The following is a 17,171-nucleotide window of genomic DNA, read 5'->3' on the forward strand; positions in this document are numbered from 1 at the left end:
ATGAAGTTTTTATATCTGGATGAATTCTCGGCGAGAGAGCTTGTTTTGGAGAGAACTCTTCAATCGGCGGAGTTTCCTATAGGAAAAAGTTTAGCGCAATTTGTTAAAAATGGGTTGAAAGAAATAGTTCTTGGTGCACGCGTTGCTGGTGTGGCTTCTTCGAACGGCAGTTATATCATTTACTCAGGGAAAAATACAGATAATTATATTGTTTTTGATTATGAGGAGGCGCGAGATCTGTTGCAGCTGGATGATAATGGATTCTTGTTGGTGTTGCAAAAGACTTTAAGGTTTGCGATTAAGCTTTGGGATGGTAATAAGCCGAGTGCTCATGAGCTGGTATTGGCGAATGGGAAGGCGGTTGTCTTTCCGTATCCAATAGGGATGCAAACGGATTTAAGAGTCGCTATTGAGCGAAATCCAGATGAAAAGCGACGAGCTAAGCGGGAAACAGGGCTTGCACTTTTAGTTTATAAATTTTCTAATGGTGCTGGCAATGGTGTTAGCGAGGAAGTCAGAACTACAAATTTTCGAAGATCACTTGAGGAGCGCGTTGGAGCATATGAATATGCGTCACAAGTAATCGCTGCAGTAAACAAAGTTGCACAGCCTGGCGAAAAAGCTTTGGCAGTAACTTCGCTCGAGAATGATCGTCGAAGCCATGCTGCTTATGAAGCCGGTTTGAATGCCTGGATGCCACTATTAACACAGAAGCAACAAGATTTTGTCAAAAGTCGTTTAACTGTGCCGCATCGAATTGAAGGACCCGCAGGAACAGGAAAGACCTTGAGTTTGGTCCTCAAATGTCTTAAAACTCTGGAGATGGCTCGTGATGACGATAAAGATCATCGTAGCCTTTTTGTTGCTCATAGTGAAGCTACGAAAAAAGCAATTGAGAATCTATTTAGTATAAATGATGAGCATGGATTTTTTACTCCAATATCCCATGAGTTCACCAAAAGACAAGAAGTACGTGTAGCCACTTTGCAAAGTCTTTGTTCAAGACTGTTGCACCAAGATATTTCTGAAACTGAGCTTGTGGATAAAGATGCGTATGAGTCAAAAATGGTGCAGGGACTATATGCTGCTGAAGCTGTAGACTTTGCGATGCAAAGAGAATTAGCGTCGCATAAACCATATTTGTCTAACGAATTTATTGACTTTCTGTCAAAAACAGAAAAATGGGTTGTTGCTGATATGCTTCAGCATGAAATAAGCGTGCAAATTAAAGGACGTGCGGGACAAAATATCGAGAATTATAAAAAACTTGCTCGACTAAAAAATGGCTTTCCATTAGTGACTGATGGCGATAAGATATTTGTATTTCTTATGCATGAGAAATATCAAGCTGAGTTGGAGAACTCAAATCAGTATGATACAGATGATGTGGTTTTGAGTGCAATGTCGCAACTTACAACGCCAATTTGGCGACGTAGAAGAGTTCGAGAAGGTTATGACAGTATTTTCGTAGATGAAACTCATCTCTTTAATGTAAATGAGCTTTCAATATTTCATCGATTGACTAGGGCTGAGAATTCGCAACCTATTGCATATTCGGTTGATCGATCTCAAGCACTGGGAGATCGTGGATGGACTGATTCCTCATTTGAGCATGCTTTTGATCCCAATTCAATAGCTGGAGATCCTTTGTCAACGGATGTTAAATCTATATTTCGTTGTTCGCCAGATATTGTGAATTTAGCATTTTCAGTAACAGCATCAGGTGCAACCTTGTTCACTGATTTTCACAATCCCATGGTTGCTGCACAAAGTATTTTTACTGCAGAAGAGGAAAGAAAATGCGAGAAACCGACTGCTTTGATGTACGCCTCTGATGAGCTCATGATGGATGCGGCATTTTCACGCGCAGAGGCAATTGTTAAAGCAATTGGCGGAACTAAAGCGGACGTTGCTGTTATTGCTTTTGGAAATGAGCTTTTTGGTTTATTGCAAAGTAGAGCTAGAACTTTGGGTAAACCGGTGGAGGTCATTAAAAGTCGTGGGGACTTAGATGCCGTAAATAAGGCAAAAGTATCCGGGCGTTTTGTATTAACTGCCCCCGAATATGTCGGGGGGCTGGAGTTTAGCGCAGTCGTATTGGTTGGAGTGGATGGTGGGAGAGTGCCGCCTAGAGACGGGGGAGCGTACCAAGATAGTCAAAATTATCTTAATTATGCTTCTCATCAGCGTGTATATGTAGCATTAACACGTGCTAAATATAGAGTGGAAATATTGGGGGCACGTCCTCGTGGTCTGAGTCCGGTATTTTCAAGTGCCGTAGCTTCGGAGCTTCTGACTGTGAATGAAGTATGATCTGGTATAGTCTTTAATAATTAAAAATTATTTATCTAATACATCAGTGATATCTGTGTTGGCATGGTTTTGGCTGCTGCTCGCATCGTTATTATTTTTTGATCAATGATACAGATTGGACGACTTAGGTGGTTTAATTTTATAACTGAGGGTGTGTGTTGAGGTTTTTTGCCTGCGGTGGCGCCTCGTGCTTTGTCCTGTTTACTCACATCTCACCTTCCTCGGCCATCGACAGTGCAGCCCCGGGGCCCACAATGATATGGTCCAGCACACGCACATCGACCAGGGACAGGGCGGCCCGCAGGCTCTGCGTCAGTTGCCTGTCTGCCTGGCTGGGCGTGACCTGGCCGCTGGGGTGATTGTGCGCCAATATGACGGCGCCAGCGTGGTGGTGCAGCGCCCGTATGACCACTTCGCGGGGGTAGACGCAGGCCTGGCCCAGGGTGCCCCGGAACAATTCCTCCAGCGCAATCAGCTGGTGCTGGCTGTCGAGAAACAGCACGGCAAACACCTCATGCTGCTTGTGGGCCAGGTGCAGCTGCACATAGGCTTTGACGGTGGCGGCACTGTCCAGCAGCCGGCGTTGTTGCAACTGCTGGGCCATCGCGCGGCGGGCCAGCTCCAGCACCGCGATCAGTTCAGCGCGCTTGGCAGGCCCCAGGCCCTTGACCTGGGAGAGCTCGGCGCTGCTGGCCTGCAGCAGGCCATTGATGCTGCCAAAGCTGCCAACACTGCCAAGAGCATCGGGCTGGCGCGGCGCCAGCAGCTCGGCCGCCCATTGCAGCACGCTTTTGCCGGCCATGCCGGTGCGCAGCAGGATGGCCAGCAGCTCGGCATCGGTGAGCGTGCCGGCACCTTTGGCGAGCAGTTTCTCGCGCGGCTGGCAGTCGGCGGGGAGGTCTTTGAGGGGCATGCAGTCCTTTCAATCGGGCTGGCCTGGCCCCGGGGGCGCGCCAGACGGGCGGGGCAGGGGCGGGGCATGCCATGCGCAGGCAGGGGCAAGGCAGCAACGATGGGTGTTCACGGGCACTCCTGGCGGTTCGCTGTCGGCCGGTGGCCTTTTGTCCGGGCAAAACCCCCCATTTGGTCGGGTTCTGCCGGGCATCTTTTGATATAGGTTGCATGCAGGGGTTTCACCCTACAACCTACAATACACCCCAGTTTATAGGGATTTGCATGACTACTCCGATGGCCCCCGTGACGCCGCTGCCTGTTGATGCGCCAGTGGTACAACCCGGATCGTTTCTGACCTTGCACTACCGCCTGGCTGGTCCGGCGGGCGATGTGATCAACACCTTTGAAGGCAAGCCCGCGACCCTGTCGCTGGGCATGGGCGAGCTCTCGCCTGCGGTCGAAAACCTGCTGCTGGGTCTGCCCGAGGGCACGCATGCGACCTTCCACGTGCCCGCTGGCGAAGCCTTTGGCGAGCGCAACCCCGAGATGGTGCAATGGGTGGCACGGCGCCTGCTCAATGAGCTGGGCGATCCGATGGAGCAGTACACGCTGGGCGATGTGGTGCAGTTCCCCACGCCTGATGGTGCCAGCACCTACGCCGGTGTGGCGATGCAGGTGCGCGACGATGGCGCCGTGCAATTCGACTTCAACCACCCGCTGGCCAGCCAGCCGGTGACCTTTGAAGTCCAGCTGATCGGAGTGCTCTGAGCATGTTGCGGCCCCAGGAAATCGTATTGGCTGAGCCGCGCGGCTTTTGCGCCGGTGTGGACCGGGCGATCGAGATCGTCGAGCGCGCGATCGAAAAGTTTGGCGCGCCCATCTATGTGCGCCACGAGATCGTGCACAACACCTATGTGGTCAACGACCTCAAGTCCAAGGGTGCGATCTTCATCGAAGAGCTCGATGACGTGCCCCCGGGCGCGACCTTGATCTTCTCGGCCCATGGCGTGAGCAAGGCCGTGCAGCTGGAGGCCGAGCGCCGCGGCTTCAGCATCTTCGATGCCACCTGCCCGCTGGTGACCAAGGTCCATGTGGAAGTGGCCAAGCTGGCCAAGGAGGGTTATGAGTTCATCATGATCGGCCACAAGGGGCATCCAGAGGTCGAGGGTACGATGGGCCAGCTGTCCGAAGGTATCCACCTGGTCGAAGAAGTGGGCGATGTGGCCCATGTCAACCCCGGCCAGACCGACAAACTGGCGGTGGTGACGCAGACCACGCTGAGCGTGGACGATGCCGCCGAGATCACTGCGGCCGTCAAGCGGCGCTTTCCGCAGATCCGCGAGCCCAAGCAGCAGGACATTTGCTACGCGACGCAGAACCGCCAGGATGCCGTCAAGGTGATGAGCAGCCAGGTGGATCTCGTCATCGTCGTGGGCAGCCCCACCAGCTCCAACAGCAACCGCCTGCGCGAGCTGGCCGTCAAGCTGGGCACGCCGGGCTATATGGTGGACAACGCCGACGAGCTCAAGCCCGAATGGTTTGACGGCATCGCCCGCGTGGGCCTGACCGCGGGCGCCTCGGCCCCCGAGGTGCTGGTCAAGCAGGTGATCGAGCGCATCAAGGTGCTGGGTGCCACATCAGTGCGCAAGATGGATGGCATCGAGGAGACGGTGAAGTTTCCGCTGCCCAAGGGCCTGAAAATCGATGTCGGCGGGCTGGAGATTTCTGCACGATCTCCGGAGACGGGTCGCTGAACAAGGCCTGGTGGCCTGGCGGCTCGTCCACTTCCCTTTGATCGCGGTGGGCGGCGCCCACCTCACTCCCCTTTCATGGGCAGGCCTCGGCGCTGCCCCACCCCAAGAGGTTATTCATGCTTGATATTTTGTTGCTTCGCAAAGACCTGGACTCGGTCATCGCCCGCTTGCAGACCCGCAAGAGCCCCCAGCAGTTTCTGAATGTCGAGGCCTTCAAGGCGCTGGAAGCCGAGCGCAAGACCATCCAGACCCGCACCGAAGAGCTGCAGGCCAAGCGCAACCAGCTGTCCAAGCAAATCGGCATGCTGATGGGCAAGGGCGAGAAGGACGCTGCCGAAGCCGCCAAGGCCGATGTGGCCGCGATGAAGACCGAGCTGGAGCAATCGGCCACGCGTCTGGATGAACTGCAGGCCGAGCTGCAGGCCATGCTGGTGGCCGTGCCCAACCTGCCGCACGAGAGTGTGCCGGTGGGCGAGGACGAGTCGGCCAATGTTGAAGTGCGCCGCTGGGGCACGCCCCGCAGCTTTGATTTCGAGATCAAGGACCATGTCGATGTGGGCACGCCACTGGGCCTGGACTTTGAGGCCGGTGTCAAGCTGACTGGCTCGCGCTTCACGGTGATGAAGGGCCCGATCGCCCGCCTGCACCGCGCGCTGGCGCAGTTCATGATCGACCTGCAGACCGAGCAGCATGGCTACACCGAGTGCTATGTGCCCTACATCGTCAATAGCGACTCGCTCAAGGGCACGGGCCAGCTGCCCAAGTTTGAGCAGGACCTGTTCGCCGCCAACAAGGGCGGCCAGGATGCCGAGCCGGTGCCCGACACCGCAGCGCTCTACCTGATCCCGACCTCGGAAGTGCCGCTGACCAACCTGGTGCGCGACGAAGTGCTGAGCGAAGACCAGTTGCCGATCAAGCTGACGGCGCACAGCCCCTGCTTCCGCTCGGAAGCGGGCTCGGCCGGCCGCGACACGCGCGGTCTGATCCGCCAGCACCAGTTTGACAAGGTCGAGATGGTGCAGGTGGTGCACCCGGACAAGAGCTACGAGGCGCTGGAAGAGATGACGCGCCATGCCGAAGATGTGCTGCAGCGCCTGGGCCTGCCATACCGCGTGCTGGCACTGTCGACCGGTGACATGGGCTTTGGCGCTGCCAAGACGTATGACCTCGAAGTCTGGCTGCCCGCGCAGAACACCTACCGCGAAATCAGCTCGGTGAGCAACTGCGAAGCCTTCCAGGCCCGGCGCATGCAGGCCCGCTTCAAGAACGCGCAAGGCAAAAACGAGCTGGTCCACACCTTGAACGGCTCGGGCCTGGCCGTGGGCCGCACCTTGGTGGCCGTGCTGGAGAACTACCAGAATGCCGACGGCTCGGTGACCGTGCCCGAAGCGCTGCAACCCTACCTGGGCGGCGTGGCCGTGCTGAAGGTCTAAGCGTTCAGGCCCTGCGTTCTACCAAGCCGGTGCAGCGATGCACCGGCTTTTTTGATGGGGCCGGCTCATGCCAGCGCCAGGCGCGCCTCTCCCCAGACGGGCATGTAGAACAGGCGCGGGCGCGGCAGCTGGGCCGTCCAGGCGCTGTAGGTGCGCGCGGCGATCTGGTGCAGCTGGCGGATATGCCTGGGCAATTGCGCCAGGATCTGCGCCCGGCTTTGCACGGCAGGGCCTGCAGCGCTGCGCAGCTCGGGCGCGCCTTCGTCGCACCAGTCGCGCACGCTCTGAGCGGTGACCTCCAGATGGCCCTGGAAAGCCCAGTGCGGCCCATGCACAAAGCCCTTGTTCAGGCAGTGGCGGCCGTACATGCTGCGGCGGGCGCCGTGCGGAATCTCAAAGCTGTCGTAGTGCCAGTTGAAGAGGGTGGCCTCGGCGGGCAGGTCCATGCAAGCCTGCGCGTCGGGGGTGATCCAGACACGGCTCCAGCCGATATTGGCGCAGGGGTTGCGCCATACGCGGGCCCCCATCGCGCGGGCCAGCATCTGCGCGCCAAAGCAGTGGCCGAGCACGGGCACCTCCGCCGCCAGGGCACTTTGCAGCAGGCAGCGTTCCTGCTCGATCCAGCGCAGCTGCTCATTGGCACAGTGGTTGCTGCCGAGCACGACGATGCCCCGGTAGTCGCGCGCCCGCATGGCCGCGATGCCCTTGTCGCAGGGCGTGATCAATGCATAGGGGATGCCTTGCTGCTGCAGGTGCGCGAGCAGCACGCCCGGGCCCTGCGAGGTTTCATGCTGGAGGATGGCGACAGGTTTCATGGAGGGTGGCTTGCGCTTCAAGCCCTGGGTGGAGAGGCCCCCACTGTAGAAAGCCCGGCATTGAGCGCATGTCTAGACTGTGCGGCCCGCCATCAAGATGGCATCAAGCTGCTGCCAACCTGCGTTGTGGTCTTTCACGGCGCCGCTGCAGTGCGCCGGGCTCCTCTCTATGATCGGCAGCAGGTGGCCCCCAGCACGCGCCAGCACCCTGCCGGGCCGCAGCGATGGGCCCCAGCCATGTACAGAAAGCTGAGGTAAAGCATGTCGGATCAACCGTACCAACCGCCCAAGGTCTGGACCTGGGACAAAGGCAATGGAGGCGCCTTCGCCCATATCAACCGCCCCGAAGCGGGCGCCACGCACGACCAGGTACTGCCGGTGGGTGAGCACCCCTTGCAGCTGTATTCGCTGGGAACGCCCAATGGCGTCAAGGTGACGATCATGCTCGAAGAGCTGCTGGAGCTGGGCATTGCCGAGGCCGAGTACGACGCCTGGCTGATCAATATCGGCGAGGGTGACCAGTTTGGCAGCGGCTTTGTCGAGGTCAACCCGAACTCCAAGATCCCCGCGCTGCTGGACCGCAGTGGCAGCACGCCCGTGCGGGTGTTCGAGTCGGGCTCCATCCTGCTGCACCTGGCCGAGAAGTTTGGCCAGTTCCTGCCCAAGGAGGCAGCGGCCCGCACCGAGGTGCTGAACTGGCTGTTCTGGCAGGTGGGCAGCGCGGCGTTTCTGGGTGGCGGCTTTGGCCACTTCTATGCCTATGCGCCCGAGAAGATGGCCTACCCGATCAACCGCTATGCGATGGAAGTCAAGCGCCAGCTCGATGTGCTCGACCGCCAGCTCGCCGAGCACCGCTTTATCGCTGGACAGGACTACAGCATTGCCGACATGGCTGCCTGGCCCTGGTATGGCGCGCTGCTGAACAACGAGGTCTACAACGCGGCCGAGTTCCTGGATGTCCAGTCCTACCAGCATGTGCGCCGCTGGACCGATGAGATCGCGCAGCGCCCTGCGGTGCAACGCGGCAAGCGGGTCAACCGCATCCGGGGCGATGCACCGATGCCCGAGCGGCACAGTGCAGCAGACTTTGAGCGCTGACGCTTAGGCGGCCGGACTGCCGCGCGCTGACGCGCAGCGCTGCCCGGCGGTCTGCCGATCAGGCGCGCCAGAAGTACCAGCCCGCCAGCAGCAGAACCAGTACTACGGCGAAAACCGCCGTCCAGGCGCCCGAGCTGCGCACCCGGCCCGGCTCATGGTCCGGTGCCATCCACGCTGCAGCAGCGGGTGCGGCCGGCGTGCTGCCGGGGCTCGTGGCGGCATTGGGCTGCGGCAACCACTGCTGGGGGTCGCCGGATTCGATGCGGTCCTTGGCTTCTTTCAAGCCGATGCCGGTGGCATCCTTGAGCAGCTTGATGGCGACGATCTTGTCGCCCCGCGCCAGCGCCGCTTCAATCGCGGGGCGCAATGCCTCTGCACCGCCGGGCAGCTCCCGTCCATCGTCGCCATCGAGCTGCGTCTCCAATGCGCTCTTGGCCTCCGCCAGGCCCATGCCGGTAGCTTCGCGCAGCCGCTTGATCGCGGCGATCTTGTCGTTATTGCGCCAGAGAGCGGCGATAGGGGCAGGGATAGGCGTGGACATGGCGGGTCTCGGCAGAGGGTGGAACAGCAGTCTTTGTACCCATTTTGCGCTGCGGCGGGCATAGGACAAGGGCTGACATCGCAGCCTCCGGGATCAGCCCCTCAACCGGGTGTCCAGCCCTTGGGCACGCGCGGCTTGTCGATGCCTGCCAGGCCGCAGAGCACATCGGCCATGCCGGAGAAATCGAGGCCGCCGTGCTGGCTGGCGCGGGCCAGGCTGTAGGACTCATGCACCGCAGCGGCCACCGGCATCGGCACCTTGCTCGCATGGGCGGCGGCGATGACCAGCGACATGTCCTTGTGGGCCAGGTCGATCGTGAAGCCCGGCGTGGTGTCGCCCAGCAGCACCTTGTTGGCAAAGTTCATGCGCAGCTGGCCATTGGTGGCCGAGGTGCCCAGCAGCACCTGCAAGGTCTTGCCGATGTCCAGGCCAAAGCGCTGCGACAACGCCAGCGCCTCTGCATTCACCTGGGTCAGGGTGACGGCCAGGTAGTTGTTGACCAGCTTGGTGCGCCCGCCCGTGCCCACCGGGCCGCAGTGGTGGGTGGTAGTGCCCATCGCGTTCAGCAGGGGTTGCACGCGGGCCAGGTCGGCATCGCTGGCGCCGACCATGAAGAGCGATTCCCCCCGGTCGGCATGTTCGGCCAGCCGGCCCACCGGCGCATCCACCATCGACAGGCCCTTGGCAGCGGCCTGCTGCGCCAGCCGGTCGGTGGCCAGCGGATCGATGGTGCTCATGTCCATCAGGATGCTGCCGGGCTGGGCATGTGCAAAGATGCCGCCCTCGCCCAGCGCCGTTTGCTCCACCTCCACCGAGGACGGCAGCATCGTGACGATGATGCTGCAGTCGCGCGCCAGTTCGGGCACCTGGGCACTTTGCGCACCCATCGCGACCAGGTCCTTGACGGCCGTCTGGTTCAGGTCATGGACGACCAGTGCGAAACCCTTCTTGACGAGGTTGGCAGCCATGGGCTTGCCCATGCGGCCCAGGCCGATAAAACCGATCTTGTCTGCCATGCATGTCTCCTTGTTGGTATGCGTCCATGATGGCAGGCGCGGGGCCCTGGCCCCTGTCAAACACAGGACATCAGCCCGGCAGCGCAAAAGCGGCCAGCACCGCCAGCACCGCAGCGGCTGCCGGGTTGTGGCTGCCATCGCGGCGGTGGGCCACGGCCATCGGGCGCATCAGGCGGGGCCAGAGATGGCGCACCTGCACGCCGGGCAGCTGCAGCTGGTCTTCGACCTCTTCGAACGGCAGGATGACCGCGCTCTGGCTGGCCGCGGCCAGGCTTTTGAGGGCGCCGGGGTAGCTCAGGGTCAGAAAGGGCCGGGGGTGGTGGCCCGCCTGCCCGAACCAGCCGGCGATCAGCCCATGCATTTGTGTGGCTGGTGCAAACGAGGCCCAGCGCTTGCCGGCCAGCCAGTCCGGCGTTACCCGCTTGGGCGCCTTCCAGGCGGCGGGCAGCAGCACCACCATCGGGTCATTGCGCCAGGGTGTCAGCACGATCTCGGCGCTGCTGGGCTGGGGGCTGGCCACAATGGCCACATCCAGCGAGCCGGTGCGCAGGCGCTGCATCGCATCGGCCGAACCCACCGCTTCGAGCTTGACCTCCACCCCCGGGCTGCGGCTGCTCAGCTGTTCGAGCATCATCGGCAGCAAGCGGGTGCTGACCCCTGCCGACACGCCCACCTTGACCAGTCCTTCGCGGCCGCTGGCACGGCGCTGCACCAGGTCGATCAGCTCATCGCTGGCGTCGAGCAGCTTGCGGCCATGGGCCACCAGCAGCTCGCCCGCCGCCGTGAGCACCGCCTGGCGCCGGCCGCGCACCAGCAAGGCCGTGTCCATGCGCGTTTCCAGCTCCTTGATATGCAGGCTGATGGCCGGTGGCGACAGGTGCAGCGCCTGCGCGGCCGCCGCAAAGGTGCCCAGGTCGGCAATGGCGACCAGGGTCTGCACCTGGTCGAGGTTGAGGTTGCGCATCAGTTTTTCTGAAGTGAATGCATAGGAAATTCAACTTTACAGAAGTCTGGCCGGCGCCGAGCATCGGTGGCCATGCAAAACCCTCGACCACTGCCTGAACCCTTGCCCCATCCGCCACCGCCAGCGGCCCCGCTGCCGCGCAGCTGGCTGGCCCGGCGCTGGCATGGCTGGCTGAATCTATGCCAGCGCGCCGAGCGCCGCATCAGCGAGAACTTCCGGGTACCACCAGGCGGAGGCTAGGACTGCGTACCGCTTCTCCATGGCGCCAACTCCCAGCGGTCACCTTCGAATGCCAGCCGGTGCGTCAAGGCCAGCGCATCGAGCAGTACCTCATCGTGCGAGACGACGACCAGGCAGCCAGGGTAGCTGCGCAGCATCTGCTCCAGCGCTTGCAGCGCCGGCAGGTCCAGGTGGTTGTCGGGCTCGTCCAGCAGCAAAAGCTGCGCGGGCGCATCGCGGTACAGCGCGCAGGCCATGGCGGCTTTGAGCCGTTCGCCACCGCTCAGCTCGCCGCTGGGCTGCAGAATGCAGCGCGCATCCAGCCCCAGCTGCGCCAGGCGCATGCGCAGTACGCCTTCCGGCGTCTGCTGGTTGCCTTGCTGCAGCTGGGCCAGCAGGCTGCGCGCGGGGTCGAGCAGGCTTTGCTGCTGGTCCAGCATGGCCCAGGGCACATGCAGCTGGCGCTGGCCCGCGCCGGGTGCCAGCTGGCCGGCGAGGATCTGCAGCAGGCTGCTTTTGCCGCAGCCGTTGGGCCCGGTGATGGCCAGGCGCTGGCCTGCACGCAGCTGCAGGTTCAGCGGCTGCCTGCCCGCCAGGCGGGGGGACTGCAGGTCCTGCAGCTCGGCGACGAGGGCATCGCTGCTGCGGCCTTGCTCAAAGGCCTCGGGCGGCAGCTGCCAGTGGATGGGGCCGGCCTGCCAGTCGATCGCCCGGGCCGCTTCGCTGACGCGGGCGTTCAAGGCATCGCGGGCAGCGGCATGCTGGGCTACGAGCTTGCCCGAGCTGGCCTCGGCGCGCTGCTTGGCGCGGCCCAGCAGGATCTTGGCCTGGTTGGCCTGCTTGCCCTGTTGGTGGCCTCTGGCCTGTTTGCGTTGCTGGCGCTCCTGCTGGCCCTGCAGCGCTTGCTCGCTGCGCTTGCGCTCAAGCTTGCTGCGGGCCAGCGCATCCGCCGCATGCTGCGCGCGCTGCTGCTGCGCCTGCTGGTAGCCGCCAAAGGAGCCGCTGTACATGCGCAGCCCCTGGCTGCTCAGCTCGGCGATCACCTCCATCTGGGCGAGCAGGCGCCGGTCATGGCTGATCAGCAGCAGGCCGCCGGGCCAGTGCTGCAGGCGCTGCGCCAGTGCGGCGCGGCCAGCGGCATCCAGGTGGTTGCTGGGCTCGTCCAGAATCAGAAAATCGGCCTGGGCCAGTTGCGCGCCCAACAGCGCCACGCGCATCGCCTGGCCGCCGCTCAAGGTGTGGGCCGGGGTCTCGGCAGGCAGCGCGGGCAAGCCGCTGTCCTGCAGCAGGGTCTGGAACTGCTGGCGCAGATCCCAGCGCTCTGCCAGCAGCGCAAAGTCCTGCGGGTCGCTGCTGCCTTGCTCGATGCGCTGCAACGCTGCCAGCGCAGGTGCCAGGCCAGCCAGCTCGGCAATGCTTTGCGCGGGGTGCTGCACCAGCAGGTTCTGCGCCAGGTAATGGATGCGGCCTGCACGGCTGATGCGGCCGCTGGTGGGCTCGAGCGCGCCAGCCAGCAGCTGGGCCAGCACCGTTTTGCCCACGCCATTGCGGCCGACCAGCGCGGTGTGCTGGCGGTCAAAGCGGGCGTGGAGATCGGAGAAAAGCTGCCGGCCTTGCGGCAGCGAATAGGAGACGCCATGCAGCGTCAAATGCGTGTCTGTCATACCACCCGTGCGATTCATCGATGCCGAACATCCCCGAGCCATGGCTGGTGAGCCTGCAGCTTTGGCCATCGTGAGAGATAGGGCAGCCGCTGCGATCAAGGGGCGGGACGTGGGGCCGTCAGCAAGACGGCAGCATCAATAGCGCATGGGTAGAAGACCTCGCACAGGTAAGAAAGCAGCCCATTGTAGGCCGCATGGCGCAGCGGTCAAGAGCCGCCGCTGCCTGACCCTCAGCCCATCATCGATGCAAAAGCCTGCTGGTAGTGCTGCAGCTTGTGCGGGAAATGGGCCGCGCCGGTGTCGAACACCCAGTGCTCGATGGCGGGCGCGGCTGCCAGCCCCAGGCTGTGGAGCTGGTGCAGGGCATCGAGCTGGGTTTTGAAGCCATGCAGCATGGGGCCGTTGACGTCCTCATCGGAGTGGATGCCGGTGTCCAGAATGCTGGGCGCGATCGCCACGCTGCGCGCACCGCGCAGGTGGCCGACCCGCAATGCGCAGGCCACCGCAGCGGCACTGGTCGCGGGGCTCCAGTCTTCGGGATGGCCCATGCCGATCACCAGGATGGCGGGGGCCTGCACGGCGCCTGCTGGGGGTGTGATCAATAGCGTCTCCAACGGTTGGGCGCGGAACGCGCCATCGCGCCGGGCCTGGGCCAGCTGGCCGCCCAGGGCGGCATCCAGGTGGGCCAGGCCGCCTGCCATGGGCTGGTGGTCCACTTCATGCGTGAACATGCAGGCGCAGGACAGATCCACCTGCGCGCCAGTGGCATCGACCGTCACCAGCTCCAGCCGCACCCCTCGGTACTGCCCGATATCGCTACGTTCTACTGCTGCTGCCATTGGGGGTATCTCCTGTCAGAGGGGGTTGCGCGGCGGCTGCATGCCGCCCAAGGTGTCGGCCATCCTAACAAGCGCATCAACCGGCTGCCGTCAAAGGGCCTCCGGCTTTGGCGTCTTGCTGCGCCAGCTGCTCTTGCAGCAGCTCGACAAAGGCGCGCACCTTCACCGGGCGAAAGCGCGCGGCGGGAAACACGGCATGGATGCCCCCCGAGGGCAGTTTCCAATCCGGCAGCACCTGCAGCAGCCGGCCGCTGTGCAGGTCATCGGCGACGGCATAGTCGGGCAGCACCGACAGGCCTGCGCCGTGGCGCACCGCCTCGCGCACGGCCATCGTGGCGTTGAGCGACAGCACCGACGGCATGCTGACGTTCTGGCGCTCCAGAGCCGTGCGCGAAAAGCTCCAGTGCAGCGGATCGCGCAGCGCGGTGTTGGCCACAAAGGGCAGGGCGGCCAGTTGCTGCGGCTCCTCCATGCTGGCCAGCTGTGGCTTCCAGGCAGGCGAAGCCACCAGCAACTGGCGAAAGCTGCCGATCTGGCGCGCCTGCAGGTGCAGCTCGGTCAGCCAGCCCACGCGGATGGCCAGCTCCACCTGCCCGTCCATCAGGTCCAGCGACTGGTCGCTGAGCGAGGCGTCGACCTTGCACTGCGGGTAGCGGCGGCAGAAGGCGGTGATGGCCGGCACGATGGCCGCAATGCCGTAATCGAGCGGTGCCGTCAGCCGCAAGGTGCCCGTGGGCGCCTCGGCCCCCTGGGCCAGCTCGTCAAAGGCGTCGGCTGCTTCCTTGAGGATCAGCGCGCAGCGCTGGTAGAAGGCCTGGCCCGCATCGGTGGGCACCACCTTGCGGGTGCTGCGCGTCAGCAGGCTGGTGCGGAAGTCGGCCTCCAGCCGTGCCACCTGCTGGCTGACCACCGCCTTGGTGATGCCCAGGCGCGCGGCGGCGGCGGTGAAGCTGCCGGTTTCCACCACGGCACTGAAATAGGCCAAGCGCTTGAGGTTGGAGAAGTGGCCCATCGCCGCATCATCAAGATTGTTTGCTTTTTGCATACGAGTTATCTATTTGATTGCGGTTTATTTGTCAATTCAAATTGACTACTATGGCGCCATCGCATTCGATAAGCAATGGATATGAAACGCCTCTATTACCTCTTTGATCCTCTTTGCGGCTGGTGCTATGGCGCAGGACCGGTGCTGGAAAGCCTGGCGCAGCAAGGCGGCGAGCAGCTGCAATTGCTGCCCAGCGGACTTTTCTCGGGCGAAGGCGCCCGCCCGATGGACGAGGCCTTTGCCGCCTATGCCTGGAGCAATGACCAGCGCATCGAGCGCCTGACCGGCCAGCCTTTCAGCCAGCGCTACCGCAGCGAGGTGCTCGAGAAGCCGCAACAGATGTTTGACAGCGGCCCCGCCACGGTGGCGCTGACGGCCGTGCACCTGACGGCACCAGAGCGCGAGGCCGAGGCGCTCAAGGCCATCCAGCATGCGCGCTATGTGGATGGGCTGGACAACACGGCCATTCCCGTGCTGCTCGATCTGCTGCGGGGCCTGGGCCTGAACGACGCTGCCGCCCGGCTGGCGCAACCCGATGCCGCGCTGATGGACGCCAACAACGCCCGAATGGCCCAGGCCCGGCAGCTGATGCGCCAGCTGGGCGCCCAGGGTGTGCCCAGCTTTGTGCTGGAGCGCGATGGCCAGCGCCAGCTGCTGAACGCCAGCGCCGCTTTCTCCAACCCCCAGGCCTTTGTGGCGCAGTGCCTGGCTGCCTGAATCTGTACGGAGGCTCTCAATGACCACCCGCAACCTGGACACCATTCGTGCCACCTATGAAGGCAGCCCCGAGGACAACGCCCGCCATTTGATGGCGGCGCTGGCGCCCGATGTGCGCTGGATCGAGGCGGCCGGATCGCCCTATGCCGGCGAGTATGTGGGCGCCGCGCAGATCGTGGAGGGTGTGTTTGCGCGGCTGGGCAGCGACTGGGCGGACTTCCGCGTCCATGTGCACAGCTACCTGGCCGATGGCGACCGGGTGGCCGCCTTTGGCCGCTACACCGGCACCCACCGCGCCAGCGGCCGGGCGATGGAGGCGGGCTTTTCGCACCTGTACCAGCTGCGCGGTGGCCAGATCATCCGCATGGAGCAGGTGGTGGACAGCGCTGCGATGCGCCAGGCGATGCAGCCATGACGGCCATGCAGACGCCGGACGAACTGCGCCAGTTGCAGGGGCTGGCGGCCCAGTTGCAAGCGGGTGACTGGCATGCCGCCCACGATGGCGTGCAGCGCATTCCCGGCCTGCTGGCCGCCTGGTTGCACGGCATCGTGCATTTGCAGGAAGGCGATCTGGAAGACGCCGAAAACTGGTACGAGCGCGCCGGCAAGCGTTTTCGCCAGCGCGAAAGCCTGGCGCAGGAACTGGCCCAGTTCCACGCAGCCCTGGCGCAAGCGATGGCAGAGGGGGCTGCTGCCGGAGCCTGAATCACCGGGTTGCAGCCTGGCCTGCGCCCACCTTTGTTGAATCCCTTTTTGAAAGCAAACCAGACCATGAAACAACGCTACTACACCCTGTCCGCCTGTGCGCTGGCCGCTGCCTTGTTGGTGGGCTGTGAGCGCAGCAGCACCCAGCAGGCGCCCGCTGCGCCGGCCGCCAGCGCGCCTGCGGCCCCCGCGCCGGCCGATACCCAACAGGCGACCCTGACCACCGAGGTCTTCAATCCTGGCGAACAAGCGATCTTTGCCGTCTCCTCGGTGCTGGTGCAGGGCAAGACCGAGGCGGTGCTGATCGATGCGCAGTTCTCGGCCGAGCAGGCGCGCAAGCTGGCCGACAAGATCAAGGCCAGCGGCAAGCGCCTGACGACCATCTACATCAGCCATGGCGACCCGGACTTCTACTTTGGTCTGGACACCTTGCAAGCCGCGTTCCCAGACGCCAGGATTGTGGCGACCCCGCAGACCATTGCCCATATCGAGGCCACGAAGGACGAGAAGCTCAAGGTCTGGGGCCCGAAGCTGGGCGAGAACGCGCCCAAGCAGCTGGTGGTGCCCCAGCCGCTGCAGGGCGACAGCCTGCAGGTGGATGGCCAGGCCTTGCAGCTGATTGGCCTGGACGGCCCTACGCCGGACCGCACGGTGGTCTGGATTCCGTCGATCAAGACGGTGGCCGGTGGCATCCCGGTGATGGCCGGTGAGCATGTCTGGATGGCCGATACCCAGACGCCGCAGTCGCACAGCGACTGGCTGGCGACGCTGGCGCGCATCAAGGCGCTGGGCCCCGATGTGGTGATCCCCGGCCACTTTGCCGGCACGATGCCAGCGGGCACGGCGGCCGTGGACTTTACCGCCGATTACATCCGCGCCTTTGACGAAGAAACGGCCAAGGCCAAGGACGGCGCTGCACTGGAAGCGGCAATGAAGCAGCGCTTTCCCCACCTGGGCGGTCTGGAAGGCCTGGCGCTGAGCGCCAAGGTGGCCAAGGGCGAGATGCAGTGGCATTGATGAGGGGCTGATACGGCCCACAGCACGGCACCCCGGCGGGATCGGCTATCCCCGCTGGGGTGCATTGTTTTTTGCCTACAATGCGTGTTTTGGCTGGAATCTCCAGCCCCCTTTGGCGTGCGCGCCCGATTCCAGGC

At 62.8% G+C, this 17,171-nt stretch carries 18 protein-coding genes; 10 read left to right on the forward strand and 8 right to left on the reverse strand.

Features of this window, described 5'->3' with window-relative positions; genetic code table 11:
• The gene (locus AB7A72_RS18515) at positions 1-2,313 is read left to right on the forward strand and encodes a UvrD-helicase domain-containing protein (protein ID WP_369460789.1); all 2,313 of its coding nucleotides are present in this window, start codon (positions 1-3) and stop codon (positions 2,311-2,313) included.
• Positions 2,314-2,518: 205 nt separating this feature from the next.
• On the opposite strand, the gene radC is transcribed toward AB7A72_RS18515, so the two are convergent.
• Positions 2,519-3,226 (reverse strand): RadC family protein, encoded by a 708-nt coding sequence (radC, locus tag AB7A72_RS18520; RefSeq protein ID WP_312833864.1) that lies wholly within the window; start codon positions 3,224-3,226, stop codon positions 2,519-2,521.
• Positions 3,227-3,489: 263 nt separating this feature from the next.
• On the opposite strand from radC, the gene AB7A72_RS18525 reads away from it, so the two are divergent.
• The 3 genes from AB7A72_RS18525 to serS all read left to right on the forward strand — a co-directional run bounded on the left by AB7A72_RS18525 (position 3,490) and on the right by serS (position 6,394).
• Positions 3,490-3,975, forward strand: coding sequence for an FKBP-type peptidyl-prolyl cis-trans isomerase (locus AB7A72_RS18525; RefSeq protein WP_230775199.1), 486 nt, complete (start codon positions 3,490-3,492; stop codon positions 3,973-3,975).
• Positions 3,976-3,977: 2 nt separating this feature from the next.
• Positions 3,978-4,961: a 4-hydroxy-3-methylbut-2-enyl diphosphate reductase gene (gene ispH / locus AB7A72_RS18530; RefSeq protein ID WP_239809210.1), complete on the forward strand. Its 984-nt coding sequence runs from the start codon at positions 3,978-3,980 to the stop codon at positions 4,959-4,961.
• Positions 4,962-5,077: 116 nt separating this feature from the next.
• Entirely contained in the window at positions 5,078-6,394 is a 1,317-nt protein-coding gene (gene serS, locus AB7A72_RS18535; RefSeq protein ID WP_312413021.1) for a serine--tRNA ligase, read from the forward strand.
• Positions 6,395-6,459: 65 nt separating this feature from the next.
• On the opposite strand, the gene AB7A72_RS18540 is transcribed toward serS, so the two are convergent.
• Positions 6,460-7,209 (reverse strand): type 1 glutamine amidotransferase, encoded by a 750-nt coding sequence (locus AB7A72_RS18540; RefSeq protein ID WP_239809208.1) that lies wholly within the window; start codon positions 7,207-7,209, stop codon positions 6,460-6,462.
• Positions 7,210-7,470: 261 nt separating this feature from the next.
• On the opposite strand from AB7A72_RS18540, the gene yghU reads away from it, so the two are divergent.
• Positions 7,471-8,307 (forward strand): glutathione-dependent disulfide-bond oxidoreductase, encoded by an 837-nt coding sequence (yghU, locus tag AB7A72_RS18545; protein ID WP_313332416.1) that lies wholly within the window; start codon positions 7,471-7,473, stop codon positions 8,305-8,307.
• A gap of 58 nt (positions 8,308-8,365) precedes the next feature.
• Here the strand turns inward: yghU and AB7A72_RS18550 are convergent, their stop codons facing one another.
• The 3 genes from AB7A72_RS18550 to AB7A72_RS18560 all read right to left on the reverse strand — a co-directional run bounded on the left by AB7A72_RS18550 (position 8,366) and on the right by AB7A72_RS18560 (position 10,828).
• Positions 8,366-8,848, reverse strand: coding sequence for a hypothetical protein (locus tag AB7A72_RS18550; protein ID WP_369460790.1), 483 nt, complete (start codon positions 8,846-8,848; stop codon positions 8,366-8,368).
• A gap of 101 nt (positions 8,849-8,949) precedes the next feature.
• Entirely contained in the window at positions 8,950-10,002 is a 1,053-nt protein-coding gene (locus AB7A72_RS18555) for an NAD(P)-dependent oxidoreductase (RefSeq protein ID WP_369460791.1), read from the reverse strand.
• Complete coding sequence (locus AB7A72_RS18560) at positions 9,935-10,828, reverse strand: LysR family transcriptional regulator (RefSeq protein WP_369460792.1); 894 nt, start codon at positions 10,826-10,828, stop codon at positions 9,935-9,937. Before AB7A72_RS18560 ends, AB7A72_RS18555 begins: the two co-directional genes overlap by 68 nt.
• Before the next feature lie 72 nt (positions 10,829-10,900).
• On the opposite strand from AB7A72_RS18560, the gene AB7A72_RS18565 reads away from it, so the two are divergent.
• The gene (locus AB7A72_RS18565; RefSeq protein ID WP_239809203.1) at positions 10,901-11,068 is read left to right on the forward strand and encodes a hypothetical protein; all 168 of its coding nucleotides are present in this window, start codon (positions 10,901-10,903) and stop codon (positions 11,066-11,068) included.
• On the opposite strand, the gene AB7A72_RS18570 is transcribed toward AB7A72_RS18565, so the two are convergent.
• The 3 genes from AB7A72_RS18570 to AB7A72_RS18580 all read right to left on the reverse strand — a co-directional run bounded on the left by AB7A72_RS18570 (position 11,065) and on the right by AB7A72_RS18580 (position 14,595).
• Positions 11,065-12,711 carry an ABC-F family ATP-binding cassette domain-containing protein gene (locus AB7A72_RS18570; protein WP_369460793.1) on the reverse strand — a complete coding sequence of 549 codons (1,647 nt, stop codon included), beginning with the start codon at positions 12,709-12,711 and terminating at the stop codon, positions 11,065-11,067. The two genes, AB7A72_RS18565 and AB7A72_RS18570, sit on opposite strands and share 4 nt — an antisense overlap.
• Positions 12,712-12,941: 230 nt before the next feature.
• Positions 12,942-13,550, reverse strand: a complete 609-nt coding sequence (locus AB7A72_RS18575) for a M17 family peptidase N-terminal domain-containing protein (protein ID WP_369460794.1) — start codon at positions 13,548-13,550, stop codon at positions 12,942-12,944.
• Between the two features lie 76 nt (positions 13,551-13,626).
• The gene (locus tag AB7A72_RS18580) at positions 13,627-14,595 is read right to left on the reverse strand and encodes a LysR family transcriptional regulator (RefSeq protein ID WP_369460795.1); all 969 of its coding nucleotides are present in this window, start codon (positions 14,593-14,595) and stop codon (positions 13,627-13,629) included.
• 75 nt (positions 14,596-14,670) lie between these two features.
• Between AB7A72_RS18580 and AB7A72_RS18585 the strand changes: the two genes are divergently transcribed.
• From AB7A72_RS18585 to AB7A72_RS18600, 4 genes are all read left to right on the forward strand, one after another.
• Positions 14,671-15,312: a DsbA family protein gene (locus AB7A72_RS18585; RefSeq protein WP_407064997.1), complete on the forward strand. Its 642-nt coding sequence runs from the start codon at positions 14,671-14,673 to the stop codon at positions 15,310-15,312.
• Positions 15,313-15,331: 19 nt separating this feature from the next.
• Positions 15,332-15,727, forward strand: a complete 396-nt coding sequence (locus tag AB7A72_RS18590; RefSeq protein ID WP_239809198.1) for a nuclear transport factor 2 family protein — start codon at positions 15,332-15,334, stop codon at positions 15,725-15,727.
• A 5-nt stretch (positions 15,728-15,732) separates the two neighbouring features.
• On the forward strand, positions 15,733-16,017 hold the full coding sequence (locus tag AB7A72_RS18595) for a hypothetical protein (protein WP_407064998.1): 285 nt from the start codon (positions 15,733-15,735) through the stop codon (positions 16,015-16,017).
• A gap of 66 nt (positions 16,018-16,083) precedes the next feature.
• The gene (locus AB7A72_RS18600) at positions 16,084-17,034 is read left to right on the forward strand and encodes an MBL fold metallo-hydrolase (RefSeq protein WP_369460798.1); all 951 of its coding nucleotides are present in this window, start codon (positions 16,084-16,086) and stop codon (positions 17,032-17,034) included.
• Positions 17,035-17,171: the final 137 nt, after the last annotated feature.

Source organism: Comamonas sediminis (assembly GCF_041107495.1).
Lineage (GTDB): Bacteria > Pseudomonadota > Gammaproteobacteria > Burkholderiales > Burkholderiaceae_C > Comamonas > Comamonas sediminis.

Coding starts and splice junctions, on each gene's coding strand:
- AB7A72_RS18515 (WP_369460789.1), top strand. CDS start 1: ATGAAGTTTTTATATCTGGATGAATTCTCGGCGAGAGAGCTTGTTTTG.
- radC (WP_312833864.1), bottom strand. CDS start 3,226: ATGCCCCTCAAAGACCTCCCCGCCGACTGCCAGCCGCGCGAGAAACTG.
- AB7A72_RS18525 (WP_230775199.1), top strand. CDS start 3,490: ATGACTACTCCGATGGCCCCCGTGACGCCGCTGCCTGTTGATGCGCCA.
- ispH (WP_239809210.1), top strand. CDS start 3,978: ATGTTGCGGCCCCAGGAAATCGTATTGGCTGAGCCGCGCGGCTTTTGC.
- serS (WP_312413021.1), top strand. CDS start 5,078: ATGCTTGATATTTTGTTGCTTCGCAAAGACCTGGACTCGGTCATCGCC.
- AB7A72_RS18540 (WP_239809208.1), bottom strand. CDS start 7,209: ATGAAACCTGTCGCCATCCTCCAGCATGAAACCTCGCAGGGCCCGGGC.
- yghU (WP_313332416.1), top strand. CDS start 7,471: ATGTCGGATCAACCGTACCAACCGCCCAAGGTCTGGACCTGGGACAAA.
- AB7A72_RS18550 (WP_369460790.1), bottom strand. CDS start 8,848: ATGTCCACGCCTATCCCTGCCCCTATCGCCGCTCTCTGGCGCAATAAC.
- AB7A72_RS18555 (WP_369460791.1), bottom strand. CDS start 10,002: ATGGCAGCCACAACCCGGCAGCCGCTGCGGTGCTGGCGGTGCTGGCCG.
- AB7A72_RS18560 (WP_369460792.1), bottom strand. CDS start 10,828: ATGCGCAACCTCAACCTCGACCAGGTGCAGACCCTGGTCGCCATTGCC.
- AB7A72_RS18565 (WP_239809203.1), top strand. CDS start 10,901: ATGCAAAACCCTCGACCACTGCCTGAACCCTTGCCCCATCCGCCACCG.
- AB7A72_RS18570 (WP_369460793.1), bottom strand. CDS start 12,711: ATGACAGACACGCATTTGACGCTGCATGGCGTCTCCTATTCGCTGCCG.
- AB7A72_RS18575 (WP_369460794.1), bottom strand. CDS start 13,550: ATGGCAGCAGCAGTAGAACGTAGCGATATCGGGCAGTACCGAGGGGTG.
- AB7A72_RS18580 (WP_369460795.1), bottom strand. CDS start 14,595: ATGCAAAAAGCAAACAATCTTGATGATGCGGCGATGGGCCACTTCTCC.
- AB7A72_RS18585 (WP_407064997.1), top strand. CDS start 14,671: ATGGATATGAAACGCCTCTATTACCTCTTTGATCCTCTTTGCGGCTGG.
- AB7A72_RS18590 (WP_239809198.1), top strand. CDS start 15,332: ATGACCACCCGCAACCTGGACACCATTCGTGCCACCTATGAAGGCAGC.
- AB7A72_RS18595 (WP_407064998.1), top strand. CDS start 15,733: ATGCAGACGCCGGACGAACTGCGCCAGTTGCAGGGGCTGGCGGCCCAG.
- AB7A72_RS18600 (WP_369460798.1), top strand. CDS start 16,084: ATGAAACAACGCTACTACACCCTGTCCGCCTGTGCGCTGGCCGCTGCC.